This is a genomic window from Leyella stercorea DSM 18206 (assembly GCF_000235885.1).
GTDB classification, from domain to species: Bacteria; Bacteroidota; Bacteroidia; order Bacteroidales; family Bacteroidaceae; genus Prevotella; species Prevotella stercorea.
In genome coordinates this window covers 1-19,249 of record NZ_JH379400.1, presented here as the reverse complement: position 1 = coordinate 19,249, position 19,249 = coordinate 1, and the positions used below count along the sequence as shown (strand labels likewise).

The 19,249-nt window shown below is 53.5% G+C and carries 15 protein-coding genes; 9 read left to right on the top strand and 6 right to left on the bottom strand.

The annotated features are described in order from the left end of the window. Positions 1–44: 44 nt before the first annotated feature. Entirely contained in the window at positions 45–1,688 is a 1,644-nt protein-coding gene (locus tag HMPREF0673_RS04380) for a flotillin family protein (protein ID WP_007898571.1), read from the top strand. A gap of 148 nt (positions 1,689–1,836) precedes the next feature. Here HMPREF0673_RS04380 and HMPREF0673_RS04375 read toward each other — a convergent pair whose 3' ends face one another. Both HMPREF0673_RS04375 and HMPREF0673_RS04370 read right to left on the bottom strand, forming a co-directional pair. Further along, a complete protein-coding gene (locus HMPREF0673_RS04375) occupies positions 1,837–5,007 on the bottom strand; it encodes a glycoside hydrolase family 2 TIM barrel-domain containing protein (protein ID WP_007898570.1) in 3,171 nt (1,056 codons plus the stop codon). Positions 5,008–5,163: 156 nt separating this feature from the next. Beyond that, positions 5,164–5,544, bottom strand: coding sequence for a hypothetical protein (locus tag HMPREF0673_RS04370; RefSeq protein WP_157591630.1), 381 nt, complete (start codon positions 5,542–5,544; stop codon positions 5,164–5,166). 634 nt (positions 5,545–6,178) lie between these two features. Between HMPREF0673_RS04370 and HMPREF0673_RS04365 the strand changes: the two genes are divergently transcribed. Then, a complete protein-coding gene (locus HMPREF0673_RS04365; RefSeq protein ID WP_007898568.1) occupies positions 6,179–7,411 on the top strand; it encodes a M16 family metallopeptidase in 1,233 nt (410 codons plus the stop codon). 171 nt (positions 7,412–7,582) lie between these two features. Here the strand turns inward: HMPREF0673_RS04365 and ybeY are convergent, their stop codons facing one another. Continuing rightward, positions 7,583–8,005 carry an rRNA maturation RNase YbeY gene (gene ybeY / locus HMPREF0673_RS04360; RefSeq protein WP_007898564.1) on the bottom strand — a complete coding sequence of 141 codons (423 nt, stop codon included), beginning with the start codon at positions 8,003–8,005 and terminating at the stop codon, positions 7,583–7,585. Between the two features lie 107 nt (positions 8,006–8,112). Beyond that, positions 8,113–8,574, bottom strand: a complete 462-nt coding sequence (gene coaD, locus HMPREF0673_RS04355) for a pantetheine-phosphate adenylyltransferase (RefSeq protein ID WP_007898563.1) — start codon at positions 8,572–8,574, stop codon at positions 8,113–8,115. A gap of 176 nt (positions 8,575–8,750) precedes the next feature. Between coaD and HMPREF0673_RS04350 the strand changes: the two genes are divergently transcribed. From HMPREF0673_RS04350 to HMPREF0673_RS04340, 3 genes are all read left to right on the top strand, one after another. Further along, the gene (locus tag HMPREF0673_RS04350) at positions 8,751–9,980 is read left to right on the top strand and encodes a nucleoside recognition domain-containing protein (protein WP_007898561.1); all 1,230 of its coding nucleotides are present in this window, start codon (positions 8,751–8,753) and stop codon (positions 9,978–9,980) included. Between the two features lie 38 nt (positions 9,981–10,018). Next, entirely contained in the window at positions 10,019–11,506 is a 1,488-nt protein-coding gene (locus HMPREF0673_RS04345; RefSeq protein WP_007898560.1) for an oligosaccharide flippase family protein, read from the top strand. A gap of 87 nt (positions 11,507–11,593) precedes the next feature. Beyond that, on the top strand, positions 11,594–13,711 hold the full coding sequence (locus tag HMPREF0673_RS04340) for a S46 family peptidase (RefSeq protein ID WP_007898557.1): 2,118 nt from the start codon (positions 11,594–11,596) through the stop codon (positions 13,709–13,711). Positions 13,712–14,002: 291 nt separating this feature from the next. On the opposite strand, the gene HMPREF0673_RS04335 is transcribed toward HMPREF0673_RS04340, so the two are convergent. Together HMPREF0673_RS04335 and HMPREF0673_RS04330 are read right to left on the bottom strand one after the other, a co-directional pair. Continuing rightward, entirely contained in the window at positions 14,003–14,536 is a 534-nt protein-coding gene (locus tag HMPREF0673_RS04335; RefSeq protein ID WP_007898539.1) for an LOG family protein, read from the bottom strand. A 102-nt stretch (positions 14,537–14,638) separates the two neighbouring features. Next, positions 14,639–15,994 (bottom strand): DUF2851 family protein, encoded by a 1,356-nt coding sequence (locus HMPREF0673_RS04330; RefSeq protein WP_007898538.1) that lies wholly within the window; start codon positions 15,992–15,994, stop codon positions 14,639–14,641. A gap of 150 nt (positions 15,995–16,144) precedes the next feature. On the opposite strand from HMPREF0673_RS04330, the gene HMPREF0673_RS04325 reads away from it, so the two are divergent. From HMPREF0673_RS04325 to HMPREF0673_RS04310, 4 genes are all read left to right on the top strand, one after another. After that, positions 16,145–17,059, top strand: coding sequence for an endonuclease/exonuclease/phosphatase family protein (locus HMPREF0673_RS04325; RefSeq protein WP_007898536.1), 915 nt, complete (start codon positions 16,145–16,147; stop codon positions 17,057–17,059). Positions 17,060–17,217: 158 nt separating this feature from the next. After that, a complete protein-coding gene (locus tag HMPREF0673_RS04320; protein WP_007898535.1) occupies positions 17,218–18,396 on the top strand; it encodes an FprA family A-type flavoprotein in 1,179 nt (392 codons plus the stop codon). Between the two features lie 149 nt (positions 18,397–18,545). Next, positions 18,546–18,698, top strand: a complete 153-nt coding sequence (locus HMPREF0673_RS04315; protein ID WP_007898534.1) for a hypothetical protein — start codon at positions 18,546–18,548, stop codon at positions 18,696–18,698. A gap of 172 nt (positions 18,699–18,870) precedes the next feature. Beyond that, positions 18,871–19,203 (top strand): DUF6169 family protein, encoded by a 333-nt coding sequence (locus HMPREF0673_RS04310; protein WP_245544227.1) that lies wholly within the window; start codon positions 18,871–18,873, stop codon positions 19,201–19,203. Positions 19,204–19,249 lie beyond the last annotated feature (46 nt).

Here is a 19,249-nt window from a genome sequence, read left to right as displayed (position 1 = left end):
CAGGCGGTTTTTTAATTCCGCCAACAGGTTAATAACTTAAAAATATGGGAACAAACCTTTTCATTCTCGCCGGCTTGCTCGTCGTAATCGTGCTGCTCGGCATCATTGGCATCCTCTCGCGCTACCGCAAGTGTAAGTCGGACGAGGTGCTCGTCGTTTACGGTAAGACCGGCGGCTCGAAGTCGGCGAAGCTCTACCACGGAGGTGCTGCTTTCGTGTGGCCCATCATCCAGGGCTACGACTTCCTCTCTATGAAGCCGATGCAGATCGACTGCAAACTCACCGGTGCCATCTCTGCGCAGAACATCCGCGTCGACGTGCCCACGACCATCACCGTGGCAATCAGCACCGACCCCGAAGTGATGCAGAACGCTGCTGAGCGTATGCTCGGACTCTCAATGGACGACAAGCAGAACCTCATCACCGACGTGGTTTACGGACAGATGCGTCTCGTCATCGCCGATATGACCATCGAGGAGCTGAACTCCGACCGCGACAAGTTCCTCGCCAAGGTGAAGGACAACATCGACACCGAGCTGCGCAAGTTCGGTCTGTATCTGATGAACATCAACATCAGCGACATCCGCGACGCAGCCAACTACATCGTCAATCTCGGTAAGGAGGCGGAGTCGAAGGCGCAGAACGAGGCTCAGGCCAACATTGAGGAGCAGGAGAAGCTCGGTGCGATAAAGATTGCAAACCAGATAAAGGAGCGCGAGACACGCGTTGCCGAGACTCGCAAAGACCAGGAAGTGGCTATCGCTGCCACACGCAAGGAGCAGGAGATATCCGTGGCGCAGACCGACAAGGAACGCGTCTCGCAGGTGGCACTCGCCAATGCCGACAAGGAGTCGCAGGTGGCTCGTGCCGAGGCAGAGAAGAACATCAATGTGGAGCAGGCTAACACGGCTAAGGAGAGTCGCATCGCCGAGCTCAACTCCGACATGGAGATTAAGCAGGCTGAGGCTAAGAAGAAGGCAGCCATCGGTCGCAACGAGGCACAGAAGGAGATAGCACTTTCCAACGCCCAGCTCTCCGTCACTCAAGCCAACGCCGATAAGGAGGCTGGTGAGGCTGCAGCACGTTCGGAGGCTGCAGTGCAGACCGCTCGCGAGAGAGCACAGAAGGAAGTGGAGGAGGCGAAGGCTCTGAAGGTAGAGTCGTCGCTGAAGGCAGAGAAAATTGTGCCGGCTGAAGTAGCCAAGCAGGAGGCAATCCTGCAAGCCGATGCCGTAGCCGAGAAGGTCATCCGCGAGGCAGAAGCGAAGGCAAAGGCTACGCTGGCGCAGGCAGAAGCCGAAGCAAAAGCCATACGTATGCGTCTCGAAGCCGAGGCAGAGGGTAAGAAGATGTCGCTCTTGGCTGAGGCTGACGGCTTCCAGGCAATGGTGAAAGCTGCCGAACTCAACCCGGCTATCGCCATCCAGTACAAGATGGTCGACCAGTGGAAGGAGATTGCAGGCGAGCAGGTCAAGGCGTTCGAGAAGATGCAGCTTGGCAACGTCACAGTGTTCGACGGTGGCGACGGCGCAACCGGCAACTTCCTCAACTCGCTCGTGAAAACTGTGGCTCCGAGCCTCGGTGTGCTCGACCAGCTGCCCATCGGCGAGACCGTGAAGAAGATACTCCATCCGGAGCAGAAAGAAGGAACGGAGAAAGAAGGAACGGAGAAAAAAGATGAAAAGTAAAAAGTAGGAGGTACGGGCAAGATGCCCATACCACGCACCCACAAAACATTTAAGAGTAAAAAATGGGTAAACAATAAGAGGGTATGGCAATCGAGCCATACCCTCTTGTTATTTGTTGTTGCTGCAACTAAAGGCGTTGAGCTACATATTAGTACAATGTCTTCGGCGAGAGTCGGAAGCTGAATGTGTAGTCCTTGTACTCTACGCGGTGACCCTTGCGTGCGCGTCCGTCGCCGCCCCAGCTGTCAACACCGCCGACACCCGACTGTACGAGGTCGATGAAGAGGTTGGTGTACTTCGACTTCTCTACCGACTGCGAGTGGCGCTGGTGCTTCTCTGAGCTCTCATCGAGAGTGAGGAGGTCGTAGTGCAGAGCCGATGCCGAGAAGCGCTTGTCGCTCTCTACGCGGAAGCCCACGCCGTCCTTGTTGGTCTGGTTCCACCAGCGCAGGTCGCTCATCGTTCCGGTCTCCTGCGGACGTACATACGGGTAGAAGAGGTCGTCTGCTGTAGAATGGTAGATGCCAACATTCTGCGAAATCTTGCGGTCGGAGTAGTTCTCCACCGGTCCGCGTCCGTTCCACTGCACCTGATCCATGTCGTAAGGCAGGTTCATCACCATACCGAAGCGGAGCATCTCTGACACCTTTGCGCCCGGAGTGGTCTTCAGATCCTGAGTGACTACGAGTGTGCCGTTAGCCTCTACCTGATATGTGAGTGTGAGTGTAGACTTCACAGCAGGCATGTTATACACAGCTACTACAGTCTTCAGTTTTTTATCAACTGTGAGCGAGCGAAGTTTCATCTTCGGAGTGCGCCAAGCAGCGAAGTTTTTCTGCGACTGTGCGCCCATGTCGTTATCGGTTACGGCGCGCCAGAAGTTAGGCTTGAGCGAACCGCCCTCGCCGAGGAACGAGTTGCCGCCCACCTCGTAGCGTGCGATGAAGCCCGTAGCGCGGTCGAAGGCGAGCGTGAAGTTCTGCGCCTGCAGCGTGAGCAGCGGCTCCTTCTTCTTGTCGGTGAGTTTCACCGCCTTCAGAGCCTTCGCCTCGTTCTCGCTGAGTGAGAGGTCGGCACCCTTTGCCTCGCGCAGTGCGAACTGCTGGTAAGCCACTACGTCGCCAGCCTTCTGCAGTCCCTCGTCGTTCTTCAGACGATACTCGATGTTGAGCATCACGTCGTTCGCCTCGTTGAGGTTGTCGAGGTTGTACGGCAATGTGAAGTCGGCAGAGCTTTGCGCCTTCACCTCAGAGAGGTCGGCGATGGTGCCGTTCTGACGCTCGATGCCGTCAGCCACGATAGCCCACGATAGCGATACGTTGTCGAGCGGACGGAAGAAGTTCTCGTTGTAGACGTTGAACTTCTTCTCGGCGAGGTTTGCAGGTTTGGTCCAGATGTTCTGATACCAGTAGCCCACCTCGTAAGCCTCCGGGTTCGGTTTGCGGTCGGGCGAGATGAAGCCGTTGCAGTTGAAGTTGTTGTCCGACGGGTCGTATGAGTTGAAGTCGCCGCCGTAGTTGTATATCATGTTGCCCTTGGCATCCTTGCCGCGCAAGCCCTGGTCTACGAAGTCCCAGATGAAGCCACCCTGATAGATAGGATACTTGCGTATGAGGTCCCAGTACTCCTGCATCACACCGCAAGAGTTGCCCATGGCGTGTGCGTACTCGCAGTGAATCATCGGCTTCGGGCTTGCCGGATCCTTGGCATAGCGTTCGGCAGCCTCCGGTGTGATGTACATCTCAGCGTAGAAGTCGGTGTTATCGCCGAGGATGGCACGCTCGTAGTGTACGGGGCGCGACGGGTCGAACTCGTTGATCCACTTCTTCACGGCAGCGAAGTTCTTCGAGTCGGCAGTCTCGTTACCCATCGACCAGTAGATTACCGACGGATGGTTGAACTGGTTGTGCACGTTGTGCTCGTTGCGCTCCATAATCTGCTTGGCGAAGAGATCGGTTGTAGTGATGGCATCGCTGTCGTAGAAGAAGCCGTGGCTCTCCTGGTTAGCCTCGGCACATACGTACAGACCGTATTCGTCGCAAAGCTCGTAGAAGTAAGGGTCGTCGGGGTAGTGGCATGTGCGCACTGCGTTCACGTTGAACTGCTTCATCAGCTTCACGTCCTCGAGCATACGCTCACGCGAGATGACATATCCGCCGTCGGGGTCTATCTCGTGGCGGTTGGCACCCTTGATGAGAATCGGCTGGCCGTTCACGAGCAGCTGCTTGTTCTTTATCTCCACCTTGCGGAAGCCCGTGCGTACCGGCACCGACTCCACGTCCTTGTTGTCCTGCTGCACCGTTACCACCACCTTGTACAGATTAGGAGTCTCGGCAGTCCATTTCAATGGGTTCTCCACGTCGAACTTCACCGTAGCGTTTACTACAGCCACGTTGCGTCCCTTCTGCTTCTTCACCTTCGACGAGTTGATAATCTTGCGGCTCACCACATCTCCGTCAGGCGCGATGAGGTCGATGAGGAACTTTGCGTTGCCCTTCGCCTTGAGTGCAACGGCGAGCGATCCGTTCTTGTATTCGGCATCGAGGTCGGGCGTAACGCGCACGTCGTCGACATGAGCAGTCTGCGAGCGCGAGTAGAGGAAGCAGTCGCGTGCCACGCCCGAGAGACGCCAGAAGTCCTGGTCCTCGCTGTACGAGCCGTCGCACCAGCGGAACGACTGGAAAGCGATGAGATTGTCGCCCTTCTTAAGATATGGTGTGATGTCGAACTCCATTGCCGACTTCGAGTCCTCTGCGTAGCCCACGAACTTGCCGTTCACCCAGAGGTACATGTTCGATGTCACTGAGCCGAAGTGAGCAATCACTTGGCGTCCGTCCCATGAGTCGGGTATGCGTATAGTGCGTCGGTACGAACCTACGTGGTTGTCCTTGGTAGGCACCATCGGAGGATTGTTCTTGAAGTGTCCACGCCATGCGAAGCCTATGTTCACGTACTCAGGGTCGCCGTATCCGTTCAGTTCCCAAATGCCCGGCACGCGCATAGTCTTCCATGCCGCGTCGTCGTAGTCGGTGCGGAAGAAGTCGGTAGGACGCTGGTCGGCGTTCTCCACCCACTGAAAGCGCCAGTCGCCCTCGATAGAAAGGAAGTTGCTCGATTTGTCACGGTCGCCTTTCAGCGCAGCCTCTCGGTTCTCGTAAGCAAAGAACGATGTGCGTGTAGCGAAGCGATTAACATTGTTCACCGACAGGTCGTGCCATTCGGTAAAGGTCGGCTCAGTAGCCTTGTCTGTTTCGTTGTCTGCGTAGATATGACATGGGGTCATACCCGCAATTGCCAACGTCAAAAGCAAGTGTTTCATAATTATATTGTTGATTGTATATGTGCGGTTTAAAGTTTCGGCTTCAAAGTTACTGAAAATATATGATATAATGGCACGTTTAGGCGTTAATGAACGATAAGAAAAAGTGCAGAAAAATGTTTGAATACATTTCCCTGCACTTAGCTTTGTTATTTATTAGTATTTATAGTAGGTATGTCCGCCTCCTACTATTGAATTGTTTCCTATAGAGTAGATGCTTCCGTTGTCCAAGACAATTCTGTCGTTGGCTCTAACATATGAGTGGATTCGTTGTGAGCCTTTCTCCACATACCAACCTTTTGCTCCAGGCACTTGAAAAGCCCCTGCACCCCAGTATGACTTGTCCTGTACGGCTTGTGTAGAATAGGTGGTAAACGAACTCTTGGTTATGACAATCATTTCGCGAAATGTCTTGCCCGTGTAGTTGTCGTATTCTCCAGATGTGGCGTAGGTTCCATTTATACCACTGCCTTCATCGTTGTCATCGCTGCACGAAACGAAGAACATAGAACAAAGCAAGAATAAAATAATACTCATCTTGCTCATCATGTTTGAATTAATTTTAGCTTTTAACATAAGTGTTTTGTTGTTTTTGTGCCGGTGAACTCCCAAGACAGGCTGGTTGTTTTTGAGTTAGGTAGATTTACATAAAAAGAGCGTGGGAGTCTCTACATCTGTCTATCTCAAATCTCAGGCCTTCGCATTGCCTACACTCATAAGATAGACAACGCAGTTAGCCCACGCTATGACGCATTATATGTAGAAACGTGCAAGCACTCTCCATGCGTAGGTCGCACGGATGCACATTGCTACGTTTGGATACAATACATCCAACGTGGACGTCCAGGTTGTCGTTGTCTTCATGAGTGTTGTCAAAGTTGCGAAGTTTGAGACTCGAAGAAAACGTCCGTAAACGTCCTTTTACCAGTAAATCAACTCGTCATCCCAACAGAATCAGGCCAGACAAGTTGCCTGCAAAATTAGAATAAAACATTAAAATTGCAAAATGTTTGTAGAAGAATTTTTTATGTGTTGGTAATTTGCAATGGTTAAATATATATAACTATGTGTTGAAAAGTAGATTGGTAAAGTGTAGATAGATATCGAAAAGTGTAATTTTGTAGCTAATTAGACATCAAGACAACATAATATAAGACAATGACTATCTAATATGAACTATAATACACATACTCTTGCTAACGGATTGCGCATAATCCACCTGCCGTCGGCTCAACCCGTGGTATATTGCGGCTACGCTGTGGGTGCCGGCACACGCGACGAAGAGCTCGGACGCGAGGAGGGCATGGCGCACTTCTGCGAGCATATCACCTTCAAAGGTACGGAGCGACGCAGCTCGATGAAGATACTCGGTCATTTGGAGAGTGTGGGGGGCGACCTCAACGCCTTCACCAATAAGGAGGAGACGGTGTATCATGCTGCCGTGTTGAAGGACAACATCGGTCGCGCGGTCGACCTGCTCACCGATATAGTGTTCCATAGTACCTATCCGCAGGCGGAGATAGACAAGGAGGTGGAGGTGATTGTCGACGAGATAGAGAGCTACAACGACTCGCCTGCCGAGCTCGTCTACGACCTCTTCGAGAACGCCGTCTTCAGCGGTCATCCGCTCGGGCACAACATACTTGGCACGGCGGAGAAGCTGCGCCGTTACACCACGGCTGACGCGCTGCGCTTCACACGCCGCTACTATCGCCCCGCGAACAGTGTGTTCTTTGCTTACGGCGATGTCGACTTTGCGCGATTGGTGCGGCTGCTTGAACGTGCCAACACTGTGGCTGCAGATGAAGCGTGCTGCGATTGCAAGCAATCTGTCGCTACGCTGCCGCCATACGTGGCGCAGCACATAGAGCACCATATGGACACTCACCTGGCGCACGTGATGGTGGGCACACGTGCCTACGACGTGCACGACGAGCGCCGCATAGCACTCTATCTGCTCAACAACATACTCGGCGGACCGGGCATGACGGCGCGTCTGAATGTGTCGCTGCGCGAGCGCAACGCTCTTGTCTACACCGTGGAGAGTATGGCGCAGAGCTATAGCGATACGGGTCTGTGGGCGGTCTACTTCGGATGCGACCCGAAGAACGTGAACCGCTGCCTCCGGCTAATACGCCGCGAGCTGGATAAGGTGATGCAACGACCGCTTAGTGATGCGCAACTGCGTGCTGCAAAACGACAGATACGCGGACAGATAGGCATCGCCTGCGACTCGCGCGAATCGTTCGCCCTCGACTTTGCCAAGAGTTACCTCCACTACGGGTGGAAGAAAGACGTGACGGCACTCTGCGAGCGCATCGACGCTCTCACGGCTGCCGACCTGCAACGCGTAGCGCAGGACCTCTTCGCTGAGGAACGTCTCACGAGTCTTGTGGTCAAGTAGGCGCAGGTCTTGTTTAACAACAGAAGGCACCAACCGCTACGTTAAAAGCAAAAACGGATTAAGCCGATTAATAGGATTTCTCCGCAATGAAGAAAAATCCGTTTAATCCGCTTAATCCGTTGTTGATTTCTACGCACCCTTGCAATCTGTGCGCATCTGTGGGAGAATATCTCAGCAGAGGTTCTGCAGCATAGCGAGCGCCTTGTTCTCTGCGTCCTCCATTATCTCGCGCTCGCCCGGACCCTTGTCGTTGATGCCACAAAGGTGCAGAATGCCGTGGATGATCACACGGTGCAGCTCGTCGTCGTACTGCTTGCCGAACTTCTCGGCGTTGGTGCGCACCGTGTCGAGCGAGATGACGATGTCGCCACTCACGATGCCCGGCTCGTCGTAGTCGAACGTAATCACGTCTGTATAGTAGTCGTGACCCAAGTACTCGTTGTTCACTTCGAGAATCTTCTCGTCGTCGACGAACATATAGCCTACTTCGCCAACCTTGTAGCCGTATGTAGCGGCAACGGCACGTATCCATGCTGTTGTCTCACGCTTCTTTATCTTCGGCATCTTCACGCCGTCTACGTTGTATGTAATCATATTCTTGATGTTGTTATGTCGTTATGTTGAGGTGTTGTGGTGTTGAGATGGTGTGGTGTTGAGATGTGTTGTTGTGAGATATGCACTAATGTCAACATCTCACCATCTCACCATCTTGTCAGATTCTTTTTCGGGAGAAAAGAATCCACGCTTCTTCCGAAGTTCTTCAGTTCCCTGACCACCGTTGACGACACGCTGTCCATGCCTGGCAGAGCATAGAACACCACGGTCTCTATGCCCGTGAGTCGGCGGTTGATGTCAGCCTGCTCGCGCTCGAACTCGAAGTCCTTCACCGAGCGCACGCCCTTCACGATGAACTGCGCCCCGTGGCGCTGAGCAAAGTCGACCGTCAGGTCGCTGTACTGCTCCACGCTTATCTTCTTCTCGCCGTCATACAGCCCTCTGATGGTCTCTACGCGCTCCTCCGCCGTGAGCATGTAGTGCTTCTTCTCGTTCACGCCCACGCCGATGACAAGGCGGTCGAAGAGTGGCAGAGCGCGGCGCACGATAGAGTCGTGACCGATGGTGAACGGGTCGAACGATCCGACGAATATTCCGATTCTTTCCATTACTTTCCGTTTACTAATACGTGCAAATGTACAACTTTTATTTTACATAGCCACACACGTTTTCTCATATTTTGCAAAATAAATAGAGTTTCGTTACTGCTGTTTCTCGATATAATAATGTAATTTTGCATATTGAACTAATATATAATAAGCGTAGAACTAATACATAATAAAGAATGGTACTCAACTATATCTGGATTGCGTTCTTCCTCATCGCCTTCTGTATAGCCCTTGTGCGACTTGTGTTCATGGGCGATACGGAGGTGTTCCCTGCAATCATGAACTCTACGTTCGACACCTCGCGCACGGCGTTCGAGATATCGCTCGGACTCACCGGTGTGCTCTCGCTCTGGCTCGGCATAATGAAGATAGGCGAGAAGGGTGGGGTGGTGAACGTGCTGGCACGTGTGCTCTCGCCCGTGTTCTCCCGACTGTTCCCCGACATACCGAAGGGGCATCCCGTCACGGGCAGCATCTTTATGAACGTGGCTGCCAACATGCTCGGCCTCGACAACGCCGCAACGCCACTCGGGCTGAAGGCTATGGAGCAGCTGCAGGAGTTGAACCCGAAGAAGGACACGGCTACGAACCCGATGATAATGTTCCTTGTGCTGAACACGTCGGGTCTGACACTCATTCCGGTGAGCATCATGGTGTACAGAGCGCAGCTTGGCGCAGCACAGCCTACCGATGTCTTCGTGCCCATACTGCTTGCTACGTTCTGCTCCACTGTAGCCGGCATCATCGTCACCTCACTCTATCAGCGCATCAACCTGCTCAACCGTACGATGCTGCTCACGTTAGGCGGACTCTCGCTTGCCGTAGCCACCATTATCTGGGGCTTCTCGGCTATGGACAAGGCGCAGATGAACGTTGTGAGCACGTCGGTGGCTAATATACTGCTGATGCTCATCATCGTGGTGTTCATCCTGGCTGGCATGCGCAATAAGGTGAACGTGTACGATGCGTTCATCGAGGGCGCAAAGGACGGCTTCTCCACGGCTGTGCGCATCATTCCTTATCTCGTGGCGATACTCGTGGGCATCGGTGTGTTCCGCGCTTCGGGCGCAATGGACATGCTCATCGGTGGCGTGAAGTGGGGCGTTGAAGCTTTGGGCTGCAACACCGACTTTGTTGGCGCACTGCCCACGGCACTTATGAAGCCGCTCTCGGGCAGTGGAGCCCGCGGCATGATGGTCGATGCCATGACCACATATGGTGCCGACTCGTTCGTGGGCAGACTCTCGTGCATCTTCCAGGGCTCCACCGACACTACCTTCTACATCCTCGCCGTCTACTTCGGCAGTGTCGGCGTGCGCTACACACGCCACGCCGTAGCCTGCGGTCTGCTTGCCGACCTCGCTGGCGTGATTGCGGCAATCGCAATATGCTACCTTTTCTTTTAAAAGTAAAAGAGTAAAAAAGTAAAAAGGACTTTAAAAATATGGCTAATTTAAAGAGTTTAGCAAAGGACACCGCCATTTACGGCTTGAGCAGCATTGCGGGCCGTTTCATCAACTATCTGCTGGTGCCCATCCAGACCACAGCGTTCGTCGCGAGCGGCGGACAATATGGTGTCGTCACGAACATCTATGCCTACACGGCGCTGCTGCTTGTCATCCTTACGTACGGTATGGAGACAACCTTCTTCCGCTATGTGAACAAGACGGAGGAGAACTCGCAGACCGTCTATTCTACAGTGCTCATCTCCGTAGGCATGACGGCGGCGTTGTTCGTGGCGCTCGTGTTCAGTTTCCTGCCACAGATAGCAACGTTTATGAAGTACCCCGACCACCAGAGTTGGGTGGCTGTGATGTTCGTCTGCGTGGCTATAGACGCGTTCAAGTGCATACCGTTCGCCTATCTGCGCTACAAGAAGAAGGCTATTAAGTTCGCGGCGTTGCAGCTGGTGAACATCGTGCTGAACATTGTGCTCAATCTGCTCTACCTCATCGTGCTGCCGGCGCTGAAGCTGAACCCGTTCGGCTTGTACGACGCGCAGTTCACGCTCGATGTGGGCATGGTGTTCTACATAAACCTCATCTGTACAGCTGTCGTTCTGCTCTGCTTCTGGCGCGAGCTGACTGGCTTCCGCTGGCGCTTCGACGTGCAGTTGTGGCGCCGTATGCTGCGCTATGCCATGCCTCTGTTAGTGTTGGGCATAGCCGGCATCCTCAACCAGACACTCGACAAGATAATCTTCCCCTACCTTTATGACGGAGCCGACGAGAAGACGCAGCTCGGCATCTACGGTGCGGCTACGAAGATTGCGATGATCATGGCGATGATTACGCAGGCGTTCCGCTACGCCTACGAGCCGTTCGTGTTCGGCAAGTCGAAGGACAAGGACAACCGCGAGACCTACGCCACGGCGATGAAGTTCTTCATCATCTTCACGCTGCTTGCGTTCCTCGTCGTGATAGCCTACATTGACATCCTGCGCTTCATCATCCCAAACGAGAGCTACTGGCCCGGACTGCGCGTCGTGCCTATCGTGATGGCTGCAGAGATAATGATGGGTGTCTACTTCAACCTCTCGTTCTGGTACAAGCTCATCGACAAGACCATCTATGGTGCATGGTTCTCAGCTGCCGGCTGCTTGGTGTTAGTGATGGTGAACGTGCTCTTCGTGCCTAAGTACAGCTACATGGCTTGCGCTTGGGGCGGCGTGGCAGGCTACGGCACGGCGATGGTGCTGTCGTATCTCGTCGGTCAGCGCAAGTATCCCATCAACTATCCGCTGAAGTCGATAGGCGTGTACGTGGCTATCACGGCACTCTTCTACTTCCTCATGACGCTCTCCAACGACAACCTGCCCCAGTGGGCTGCGCTTGTCGTGAACACCGCACTCGTCCTGGCGTTCATCGGTCACGTCGTCTATCACGACCTACCACTGAAGAGTCTGTCCGTAGTGGGCAAGTATTTCCGTTAGTAGGCTGCGTCGGTCTGAAAAGGTCGGCGCAAAGACCGCAGTCTTTCGCTTTAAGATAACATTATATAAACACCAACTTTAAATATTATGAAGAAAAAGAATCTGTTCCTCGCTGCAGCCCTTGCGCTCTCATCGGCTGCCGCTCATGCCGACGAAGGCATGTGGACGCTCTACAACCTGCCGCAGGCGGTGTACGAGCAGATGAAGAGCTATGGCTTTACCCCTTCTTACGACCAGCTCTACAAGAGCGAGGACGCAATCAAGAACGCTGTTGTCAACTTCTCTGGCTACTGCTCAGGTGTCGTAGTGTCGCCCGACGGACTCGTCTTCACCAACCACCACTGTGGCTTCGAGGCTATCCGTTCGCACTCTACCGTGGAGCACGACTACATGCTCAACGGCTTCTACGCAAAGACCTTCGAGGAGGAGCTGCCGAACAAGGATATGTTCGTGAGTTTCATGGTGGACCAGAAGGACATCACAGAAATGCTCGCCGCACGCGGCTTCAACGAGATGAACAACGAGCAGCGTGAGAAGTTGCTCAACGAGGTGGAGAACCAGATGATCAAGGAGGTGCACGAGCAGGATCCGTCGCTCGACCTCGAGATTAAGCCGTTCTACGAGGGCAATAAGTACTACGCTACGACATACCGCACCTTCCGCGACCTGCGCCTCGTGTTCACCATACCGAAGTCGATGGGCAAGTTCGGCGGCGAGACCGACAACTGGATGTGGCCGCGCCAGACCTGCGACTACTCGGTGTTCCGCATCTATGCCGACCCTAACACCAACGGACCGGCTAAGTACTCGAAGAACAACGTGCCTTACAAGCCGAAGCACTGGGCTAAGGTGTCTATGGATGGATACAAGGAGGGCGACTTCGCCATGACTATCGGCTACCCAGGTTCTACCGAGCGCTACCTCTCAAGCTACGGCATACGCGAGATGCGCGACGCTGAGAACGCTCCGCGTGCCCAGATACGCGGCGTGAAGCAGGCGGTGATGATACGCCACATGCGTGCCGACGAGGCAGTGCGCATCAAGTACGACTCGAAGTATGCGCAGAGCTCCAACTACTGGAAGAACTCGCTCGGCATGAACAAGTGCATCGACTCCGTGGGCATCATCCGCCAGAAGGCTGACTTCGAGGACCGCATCCAGGAGTATCAGAAGTGGACCGGCTACCTGAAGGGCAAACTCGACTTCGAGAAGATGAAGAACCTATACGCCAAGCGTTTCGATGCCGACAAGCTCAGCACCGTATGGCGCGAGACATTCTCACGCACCAGCGAGTTTAACACTCGTGCGCTCACACTCATCGACATGATGCCAGAGAAGGGCAGCAAGAAGGCGAAGACCTACTACAGTTTCCCCGACAACAGTGCAGAGTGGGACGCGGCTCTCGACAAGGACGTGCAGGCTGCGCTCATCGACAACTTCCGTCAGTATGTGGCTAAGGAAGACCTGCCCGAGTTCTACACTACCATCGCGGAGCAGTTCGGCGGCGACACACGCAAGTATGTTGACTGGCTCTGGTCTACATCCGTAGTGATGAAGAGCGGAAAGAAGATTACGCTCACCGAGAAGGCACTGGCTAAAGACCCCGGCTATCAGTATGCGAAGGCTGTGAAGGCTGTCTACGACAAGTGCAGAAGCGTTATAAACAGCGTGTATGAAGAGATAGAGGAGCAGGAGCGTTACCTCTGCGACGCCAAGGTGCGCTACGAGCAGGAACTGCCTCACTACTCGGATGCCAACTTCACGATGCGTCTGTCGTACGGTCAGGTAGGCGGCTATCTGTTAGGTGGCGAGCCGTCGGGCTACTACACCGAGGCTTCGTCTATCGTGCGCAAGATGGAGGCTGGCGAGAAGGGTACCATCGACTACCAGGCAGAGCCAGTGATGAAGCAGCTCCTTTCTTCGCCCGACTTCGGCAAGTACACCGACAAGACAACGGGTAAGATGCAGCTCTGCTTCCTCACCAACAACGACATCACCGGCGGCAACTCTGGCTCGCCGATGTTCGACGGCAACGGCAACCTCATCGGTCTGGCGTTCGACGGCAACTGGGATTCGCTCTCAAGCGACATCTGGTTCGACAAGCGTCTGGCTCGCTGCATCGGTGTGGATATCCGCTACATGCTCTTCCTCATGGATAAGTGGGGCAACGCAGAGCGCCTGCTCAAGGAGATTGGCGTGAAGTAAGGCTTCGCTCTCAGTAAATATATAAAAAGAGGCTACGGCAGTTTTTGTCGTAGCCTCTTTTTTATAGGAAATACCCATAGCAAGAGGTTCTGTGAATTTTGTGAATTCCGTGGGAAAAAGAAGTGCCCACGGAACGCACGGAAACCACAGAAGTTTAGAATGCGTAGAGAAGAAACCACGGAATCCGTTGTTAAAATATTAATCTTGAGCGGTGGGTTGCGTTCGCCACTCGATCGGATTGCGTTCGCCGTCCGCACCGACAGCGTACGGAGAACGATGACAAAACATGAACTATTGGGCGATTAAAGCGGCTATTTCATCGAGCGTATGTGCCACTTTCACGGTGTCCTCGAAGCCGGCACGCAGCACGCCACGCGTCTTCAGGTCGTCGAGCATGGCGATGAGCGAGTCCCAGAAGCCGCCGATGTTGTAGAGAATGACGCGCTTGTTGTGGTAGCCGATGGAGGCAGCGGCGAGCACGGTGAATATCTCGTCGAGTGTGCCCACGCCACCCGGCAGCGCGATGATTACGTCGCTGCGCTCAATCATAAGGTCTTTGCGGTCGGAGAGGTTGTCGCAGAGTATCTTCACGTCGACATAGTCGGACACCTTTCCGCCTTTCTCCACTATCGTAGGCACCACGCCCACGGTCATTCCCTTTGCGTCGTGCACAGCCTTCGCTACGCACTCCATCAGTCCGAGGTTGCATCCGCCGAACACCAGCGTATGCCCGTTGGCACCCATCCAGGTGCCCAGCTCGCTCGTGCGCTCGAAGTATTCAGTGGGAATGTTCGAGTTGGCAGAGCAGAAAATACAAATGTTCATTGTTTATTTTGGGTTTTTTATTATTAACTAAGCCGAACTAAGCCTTCTTAAGCCTTTCTAAGCCTTCCTAAAATAAGCCGAACTAAGCCTCTTTAGGCCTTGCTAAGCCTTTGCTAACTGAGCCCTCCCCGACGGGGAGGGTTGGGAGGGGCTCTGGCTGGTGCTACTCCTCTTTAGGCTATAATATCCGAAGCGGCAGCGCAGACAGTCCTTTCGCTCGCAGTAGCGGTGCTGCAGCTGTATGAGTGCCTGCGTGTCGGCGGCGTTGCGTGCCTCCACGCCGCACTCCTTCCATAGGCGTATGTAGGTGTTGTCCTCGGCAGGCAGCTGTTCGAGCCAGTCGAGCGCGCGCTGCACGAGGCGTTCGTCGTCGCGGTAGCAGCCCCAGGCGTGCAGCACGGGTACGGCGGCGTTGATGGCGAGCAGGTTGAGCGAGGCGGTGGATAGTCGCTTCTCGTTGAGGCTGCTCTCCTTGCCGAACGTGTAGTGCGTGCGCCAGTAGTCGCTCACGCTGGTCTGCAGCACGGCGTGCAACTGCTTCACACTCTCGCACGCCGTTATCTCAGCCAAGCCGGCACGTCGCGAGCAGTAGAGCTGCGCCAGCTGCGACATGCGTATATACGGGAAGTTCTGCGGGCGCAGACGCAGGAAACGCCACGCCTGACGCGCCATCGGTTCGAGCCGGAACTTGCGCGAGAGATAGCCGAACTCGCGCTTTAGGCTGAGGAAGTAGGGGTCGGCGAGGGCAGCATCGCGCGTAGCGGGTGTCATCTGCGCCTCGTCGAGCAGTCCAGCCATGCCCATGAACATCGCCTCCACCTGAAACGGGTCATCGCGGTGGTGGGCTATCTGCATCAGTGGCAGTCGCTCCGCCCACTGTTCAAACGCCTCGCTGTTCACGCCGAAGCCGAAGCTGCGCGCCATGGTGGCGAAGAACGCTGCCTCCCACGAGCCCTCGAACAGAGCTACGCGGCGGCGTATCGCCTCCGTCTTCTCGTTGAGACGCTCGGCAACAAGCGCACTGAGCCACGAGCGTTTCTTGATGGCATCGAGCGGAAGCACCGCCTCGCGGCAAGGCGGATAGCGGTCGAAGGCGAGCAGACGACGATAGTTGGCGAGCACGTGCTGCGGCACCTTGAGCTGCACCTGCGGCAGGCGGTCGCCACGTTCGGTCACAACGTCGGCATCCACCACCGCTGCCACGTGCAAGACCACGTTGTTGTACGCCGCATCGGTGTCGTGGCCATGCAGAAACCAGTCGGCAGAGCGTTCGTGAATCTCCACATTGCCCACCCACATCACGCCGTCGATGCGCACCTTGGCGTTGAAGAAATCGGGTCCGGCGTGCATGTTCGGCAGCCCCGGGTCGATAACCTCCACGCTGCGACCGTCGGTGGTGCGCAGCTCGCTGAGCGGCAGTATGCGATGTTTCCAGATATAGTGTAGTAGCTTTTCCATAGACGTTCGGGATTTAACGACCTCAAAGTTACGTTTTTTTTACATCAAAAGTGGTTTTTATATTCAAAAAATAAGTAATTTTGTAGGCAGAACTTGTAAATATGTCAATCTGTAAAATTGTCAACCCGTTAACTTCTCAACTATAAAAGAATGAAACGCTATTTACTATCAGCTGCTGCGCTCTGTTTCGCAATGGCAATGAGCGCACAATCGCTCTTCGTGGGATCGTACAACATACGCTATCACAACAATGGCGACGACCGCAAAGGTAACGTGTGGACAACACGCTGCAAGGTGATTTGCGACCAGGTGAACTTTGAAGATCCCGACATCTTCGGAGCGCAGGAAGTGCTGCACGCGCAGCTCGACGACATGCTCGGCGCACTCGACGGCTACGACTATATCGGCGTGGGTCGCGACAACGGCAAGAAGAAGGGCGAATATGCAGCCATCTTCTACAAGAAAGACCGCATAAAACTGCTCAACAACGGCAACTTCTGGCTGAACGAGACCCCTGAGAAACCGAAGCTCGGATGGGATGCCGCCTGCATACGCATCTGCTCGTGGGGCGAGTTTGAGCAGGCAGCAACCGGTTTCCGCTTCTACTATTTCAACCTGCACATGGACCACGTGGGCGTGGTGGCGCGTCGCGAGGCAGCGAAGCTCGTAGTGAAGAAGATTGGCGAGATAGCAAAGGGCGCCCCAGTGGTGCTCACCGGCGACTTCAACGTCGACCAGAACGACGAGATATACGGCATCTTCGCTTCGTCGGGAATACTCAACGATTCGTACACACACGCTCGTCTTCGCTTCGCCGAGAACGGCACGTTCAACGACTTCAAACCTGACGTGAAGACGCAGTCGCGCATCGACCACGTCTTCGTGTCGCCGGAGTTCAACGTCGACCGCTACGGTATGCTCACCAATATGTACTGGACCGACGATGCTCCGACCTATAATCAGAAGAGCAACCAGGCTCCTACGCAACTCGAGTTCCGCAAGATGACACTCCGCATACCAAGCGACCACTACCCAGTGTTCGTGAAGATTAATTATAAGAAATAGGTTGATGTGTTGAGGTGTGATGTTGAGGAATGATGTTGTTGTGTTGTTATGTTGAGATGTTGACATTAGTGCATATCTCACCACAACACCATCACACAACATATCTCAACACCTCACCACCTCACCACCTCAACACAACACCATAACACCATCATAACATGACCAACATTCATCCAGTAGGCGTCAACGACCGCCACAAAACACTATTTGAAGGTCTTTGGCCTTTGCCTTACGGCGTGAGCTACAACGCATATATCATCGACGACGAGAAGGTAGCACTCGTCGACACAGTAGAAGTAGACTTCTTCTCGCAGTTCATAGACAACGTACGCCGCGTCATCGGCGACCGTCCCATCGACTATATCATCGTCAACCACATGGAGCCCGACCACAGCGGCTCGCTCGCACTCATCAAGAAGTACTACCCCGACGCAAAGATCGTGGGCAACAAGAAGACCTTCGACATGATGCGCGGCTACTACAACGTGGGCAACACGGAGGACGAGATAGTGGAAGTGGCGAATGGCGACACGCTCTCGCTCGGCACACACGAGCTGGTGTTCACCATGATTCCGATGGTACACTGGCCCGAGACAATGGTGACGCTTGACGTCACAGAGCACGTGCTCTTCTCGGGCGACGCCTTCGGATGCTTCGGTGCTCTGAACGGCGCATACGTAGACAGCGAGATGAACTGCGACGTTTATTGGAACGAGATGCAGCGCTACTACTCGAACATTGTGGGCAAGTATGGCGTGCCCGTGCAGCAGGCACTGAAGAAGCTCGCCGGCGTGCAGATCGACTATATCTGCCCGACGCACGGACCGATATGGCATGAGCACATCGCACGCGTCATCGGCGAGTACGACCGCATGAGCCGCTACGCTACCGAACCGGGACTCGTCATCTGCTACGGCTCGATGTACGGCAACACAGAGCGCGCTGCCGAGAAGATAGCAAGCGCAGCAAGCCGTGCCGGCGTGAAGAATATCGTGCTGCATGACGTGTCGCGCGAGAACCACTCGTTCATACTCAGCGACATCTTCAAGTACAGCGGACTCATCCTCGGTGCACCTACATACAACAACGGTATCTATCCGGGAATGGAGATGCTGCTCTCCGAGCTCGCCGGACGCTGCATCAAGAACCACTACCTCGGCATCTTCGGCTCGTTCACATGGGCAGGCCAGGTGGTGAAGAAGATTACGGAGTGGAACGAAACACAGATGAAGTTCGAACTCGTCGGCACACCGGTCGAGATAAAGCAGAGCCTCAGCGCAGAGACCGAGGCTGCCTGCGAGGCACTCGGCAAGGCAATGGCAGAGCGACTGAAGTAAGAAGGCTTTATTAAGCACTTTGCACATATCTATTATTGGGTGTTTTTTTAGTAGCAGCAACTAAAGAATTGATAAAAAGTTACTGTTACTGAATAAAATATGTAATTTGTGCAAAACATAATATAACAAAGTAATAGAAGGAGGTAAGTATGACAATAGAAGAAAAGAAAGCAGACTTCTTGCGCCGATTCAGAGCCTCACGATTGCGCAAAGAAGACTTTATTTCTAAAATGGAAAAGCGTATGCGTGAAGACTACCGCAAGCGCACTGGTAAGGAAGCAGAATCCTTTAATGTATTATAATGCATAGTCTAAATCTAAAAAGGATAAATGAAAAGGCTCCATATCTTGTTACATTAAACGAGAATGATGAGACTTATACATTTGTAACAGAATCTGGAGTAGAATATTCCATTGGTTTTATGCAGATGATTTGTTGCAGTCTGATGAGTCGTATGAGTTTGTGATAGCCAATTTGAATGATAAGAAGTCGCCTCGTGACAAGAAGGTGAAAGATACTGTTGTCGCAATTGTTGAGGAATTCTTTAATAGCAATTCGGCTACAATATTGTATCTCTGTTCTACAAGTGATGGTAAACAACTCACTCGAGGCAGATTGTTCAAGAATTGGTTTGATTCATACGAATATAGCAATCGCTTTACGATGGTCACATCAACTTTGGTTGATGAATACGGTATTGACAATATTGCTGCTTTGATAATTAGGAACGACAATCCTAAATTAGGAAAGATATTGGCAGAATTCGGCGAGACCATAGAGATGTTTAGCCACAAACCTACATTATAACAAAATAAACGCCCGTGGGTAGTGTAAACAGAACTGTGTCACGGCT

What these genes read in the sequence shown, in the direction of transcription:
- HMPREF0673_RS04380 (WP_007898571.1), top strand. Translation starts at nt 45, where the DNA reads ATGGGAACAAACCTTTTCATTCTCGCCGGCTTGCTCGTCGTAATCGTG.
- HMPREF0673_RS04375 (WP_007898570.1), bottom strand. Translation starts at nt 5,007, where the DNA reads ATGAAACACTTGCTTTTGACGTTGGCAATTGCGGGTATGACCCCATGT.
- HMPREF0673_RS04370 (WP_157591630.1), bottom strand. Translation starts at nt 5,544, where the DNA reads ATGAGTATTATTTTATTCTTGCTTTGTTCTATGTTCTTCGTTTCGTGC.
- HMPREF0673_RS04365 (WP_007898568.1), top strand. Translation starts at nt 6,179, where the DNA reads ATGAACTATAATACACATACTCTTGCTAACGGATTGCGCATAATCCAC.
- ybeY (WP_007898564.1), bottom strand. Translation starts at nt 8,005, where the DNA reads ATGATTACATACAACGTAGACGGCGTGAAGATGCCGAAGATAAAGAAG.
- coaD (WP_007898563.1), bottom strand. Translation starts at nt 8,574, where the DNA reads ATGGAAAGAATCGGAATATTCGTCGGATCGTTCGACCCGTTCACCATC.
- HMPREF0673_RS04350 (WP_007898561.1), top strand. Translation starts at nt 8,751, where the DNA reads ATGGTACTCAACTATATCTGGATTGCGTTCTTCCTCATCGCCTTCTGT.
- HMPREF0673_RS04345 (WP_007898560.1), top strand. Translation starts at nt 10,019, where the DNA reads ATGGCTAATTTAAAGAGTTTAGCAAAGGACACCGCCATTTACGGCTTG.
- HMPREF0673_RS04340 (WP_007898557.1), top strand. Translation starts at nt 11,594, where the DNA reads ATGAAGAAAAAGAATCTGTTCCTCGCTGCAGCCCTTGCGCTCTCATCG.
- HMPREF0673_RS04335 (WP_007898539.1), bottom strand. Translation starts at nt 14,536, where the DNA reads ATGAACATTTGTATTTTCTGCTCTGCCAACTCGAACATTCCCACTGAA.
- HMPREF0673_RS04330 (WP_007898538.1), bottom strand. Translation starts at nt 15,994, where the DNA reads ATGGAAAAGCTACTACACTATATCTGGAAACATCGCATACTGCCGCTC.
- HMPREF0673_RS04325 (WP_007898536.1), top strand. Translation starts at nt 16,145, where the DNA reads ATGAAACGCTATTTACTATCAGCTGCTGCGCTCTGTTTCGCAATGGCA.
- HMPREF0673_RS04320 (WP_007898535.1), top strand. Translation starts at nt 17,218, where the DNA reads ATGACCAACATTCATCCAGTAGGCGTCAACGACCGCCACAAAACACTA.
- HMPREF0673_RS04315 (WP_007898534.1), top strand. Translation starts at nt 18,546, where the DNA reads ATGACAATAGAAGAAAAGAAAGCAGACTTCTTGCGCCGATTCAGAGCC.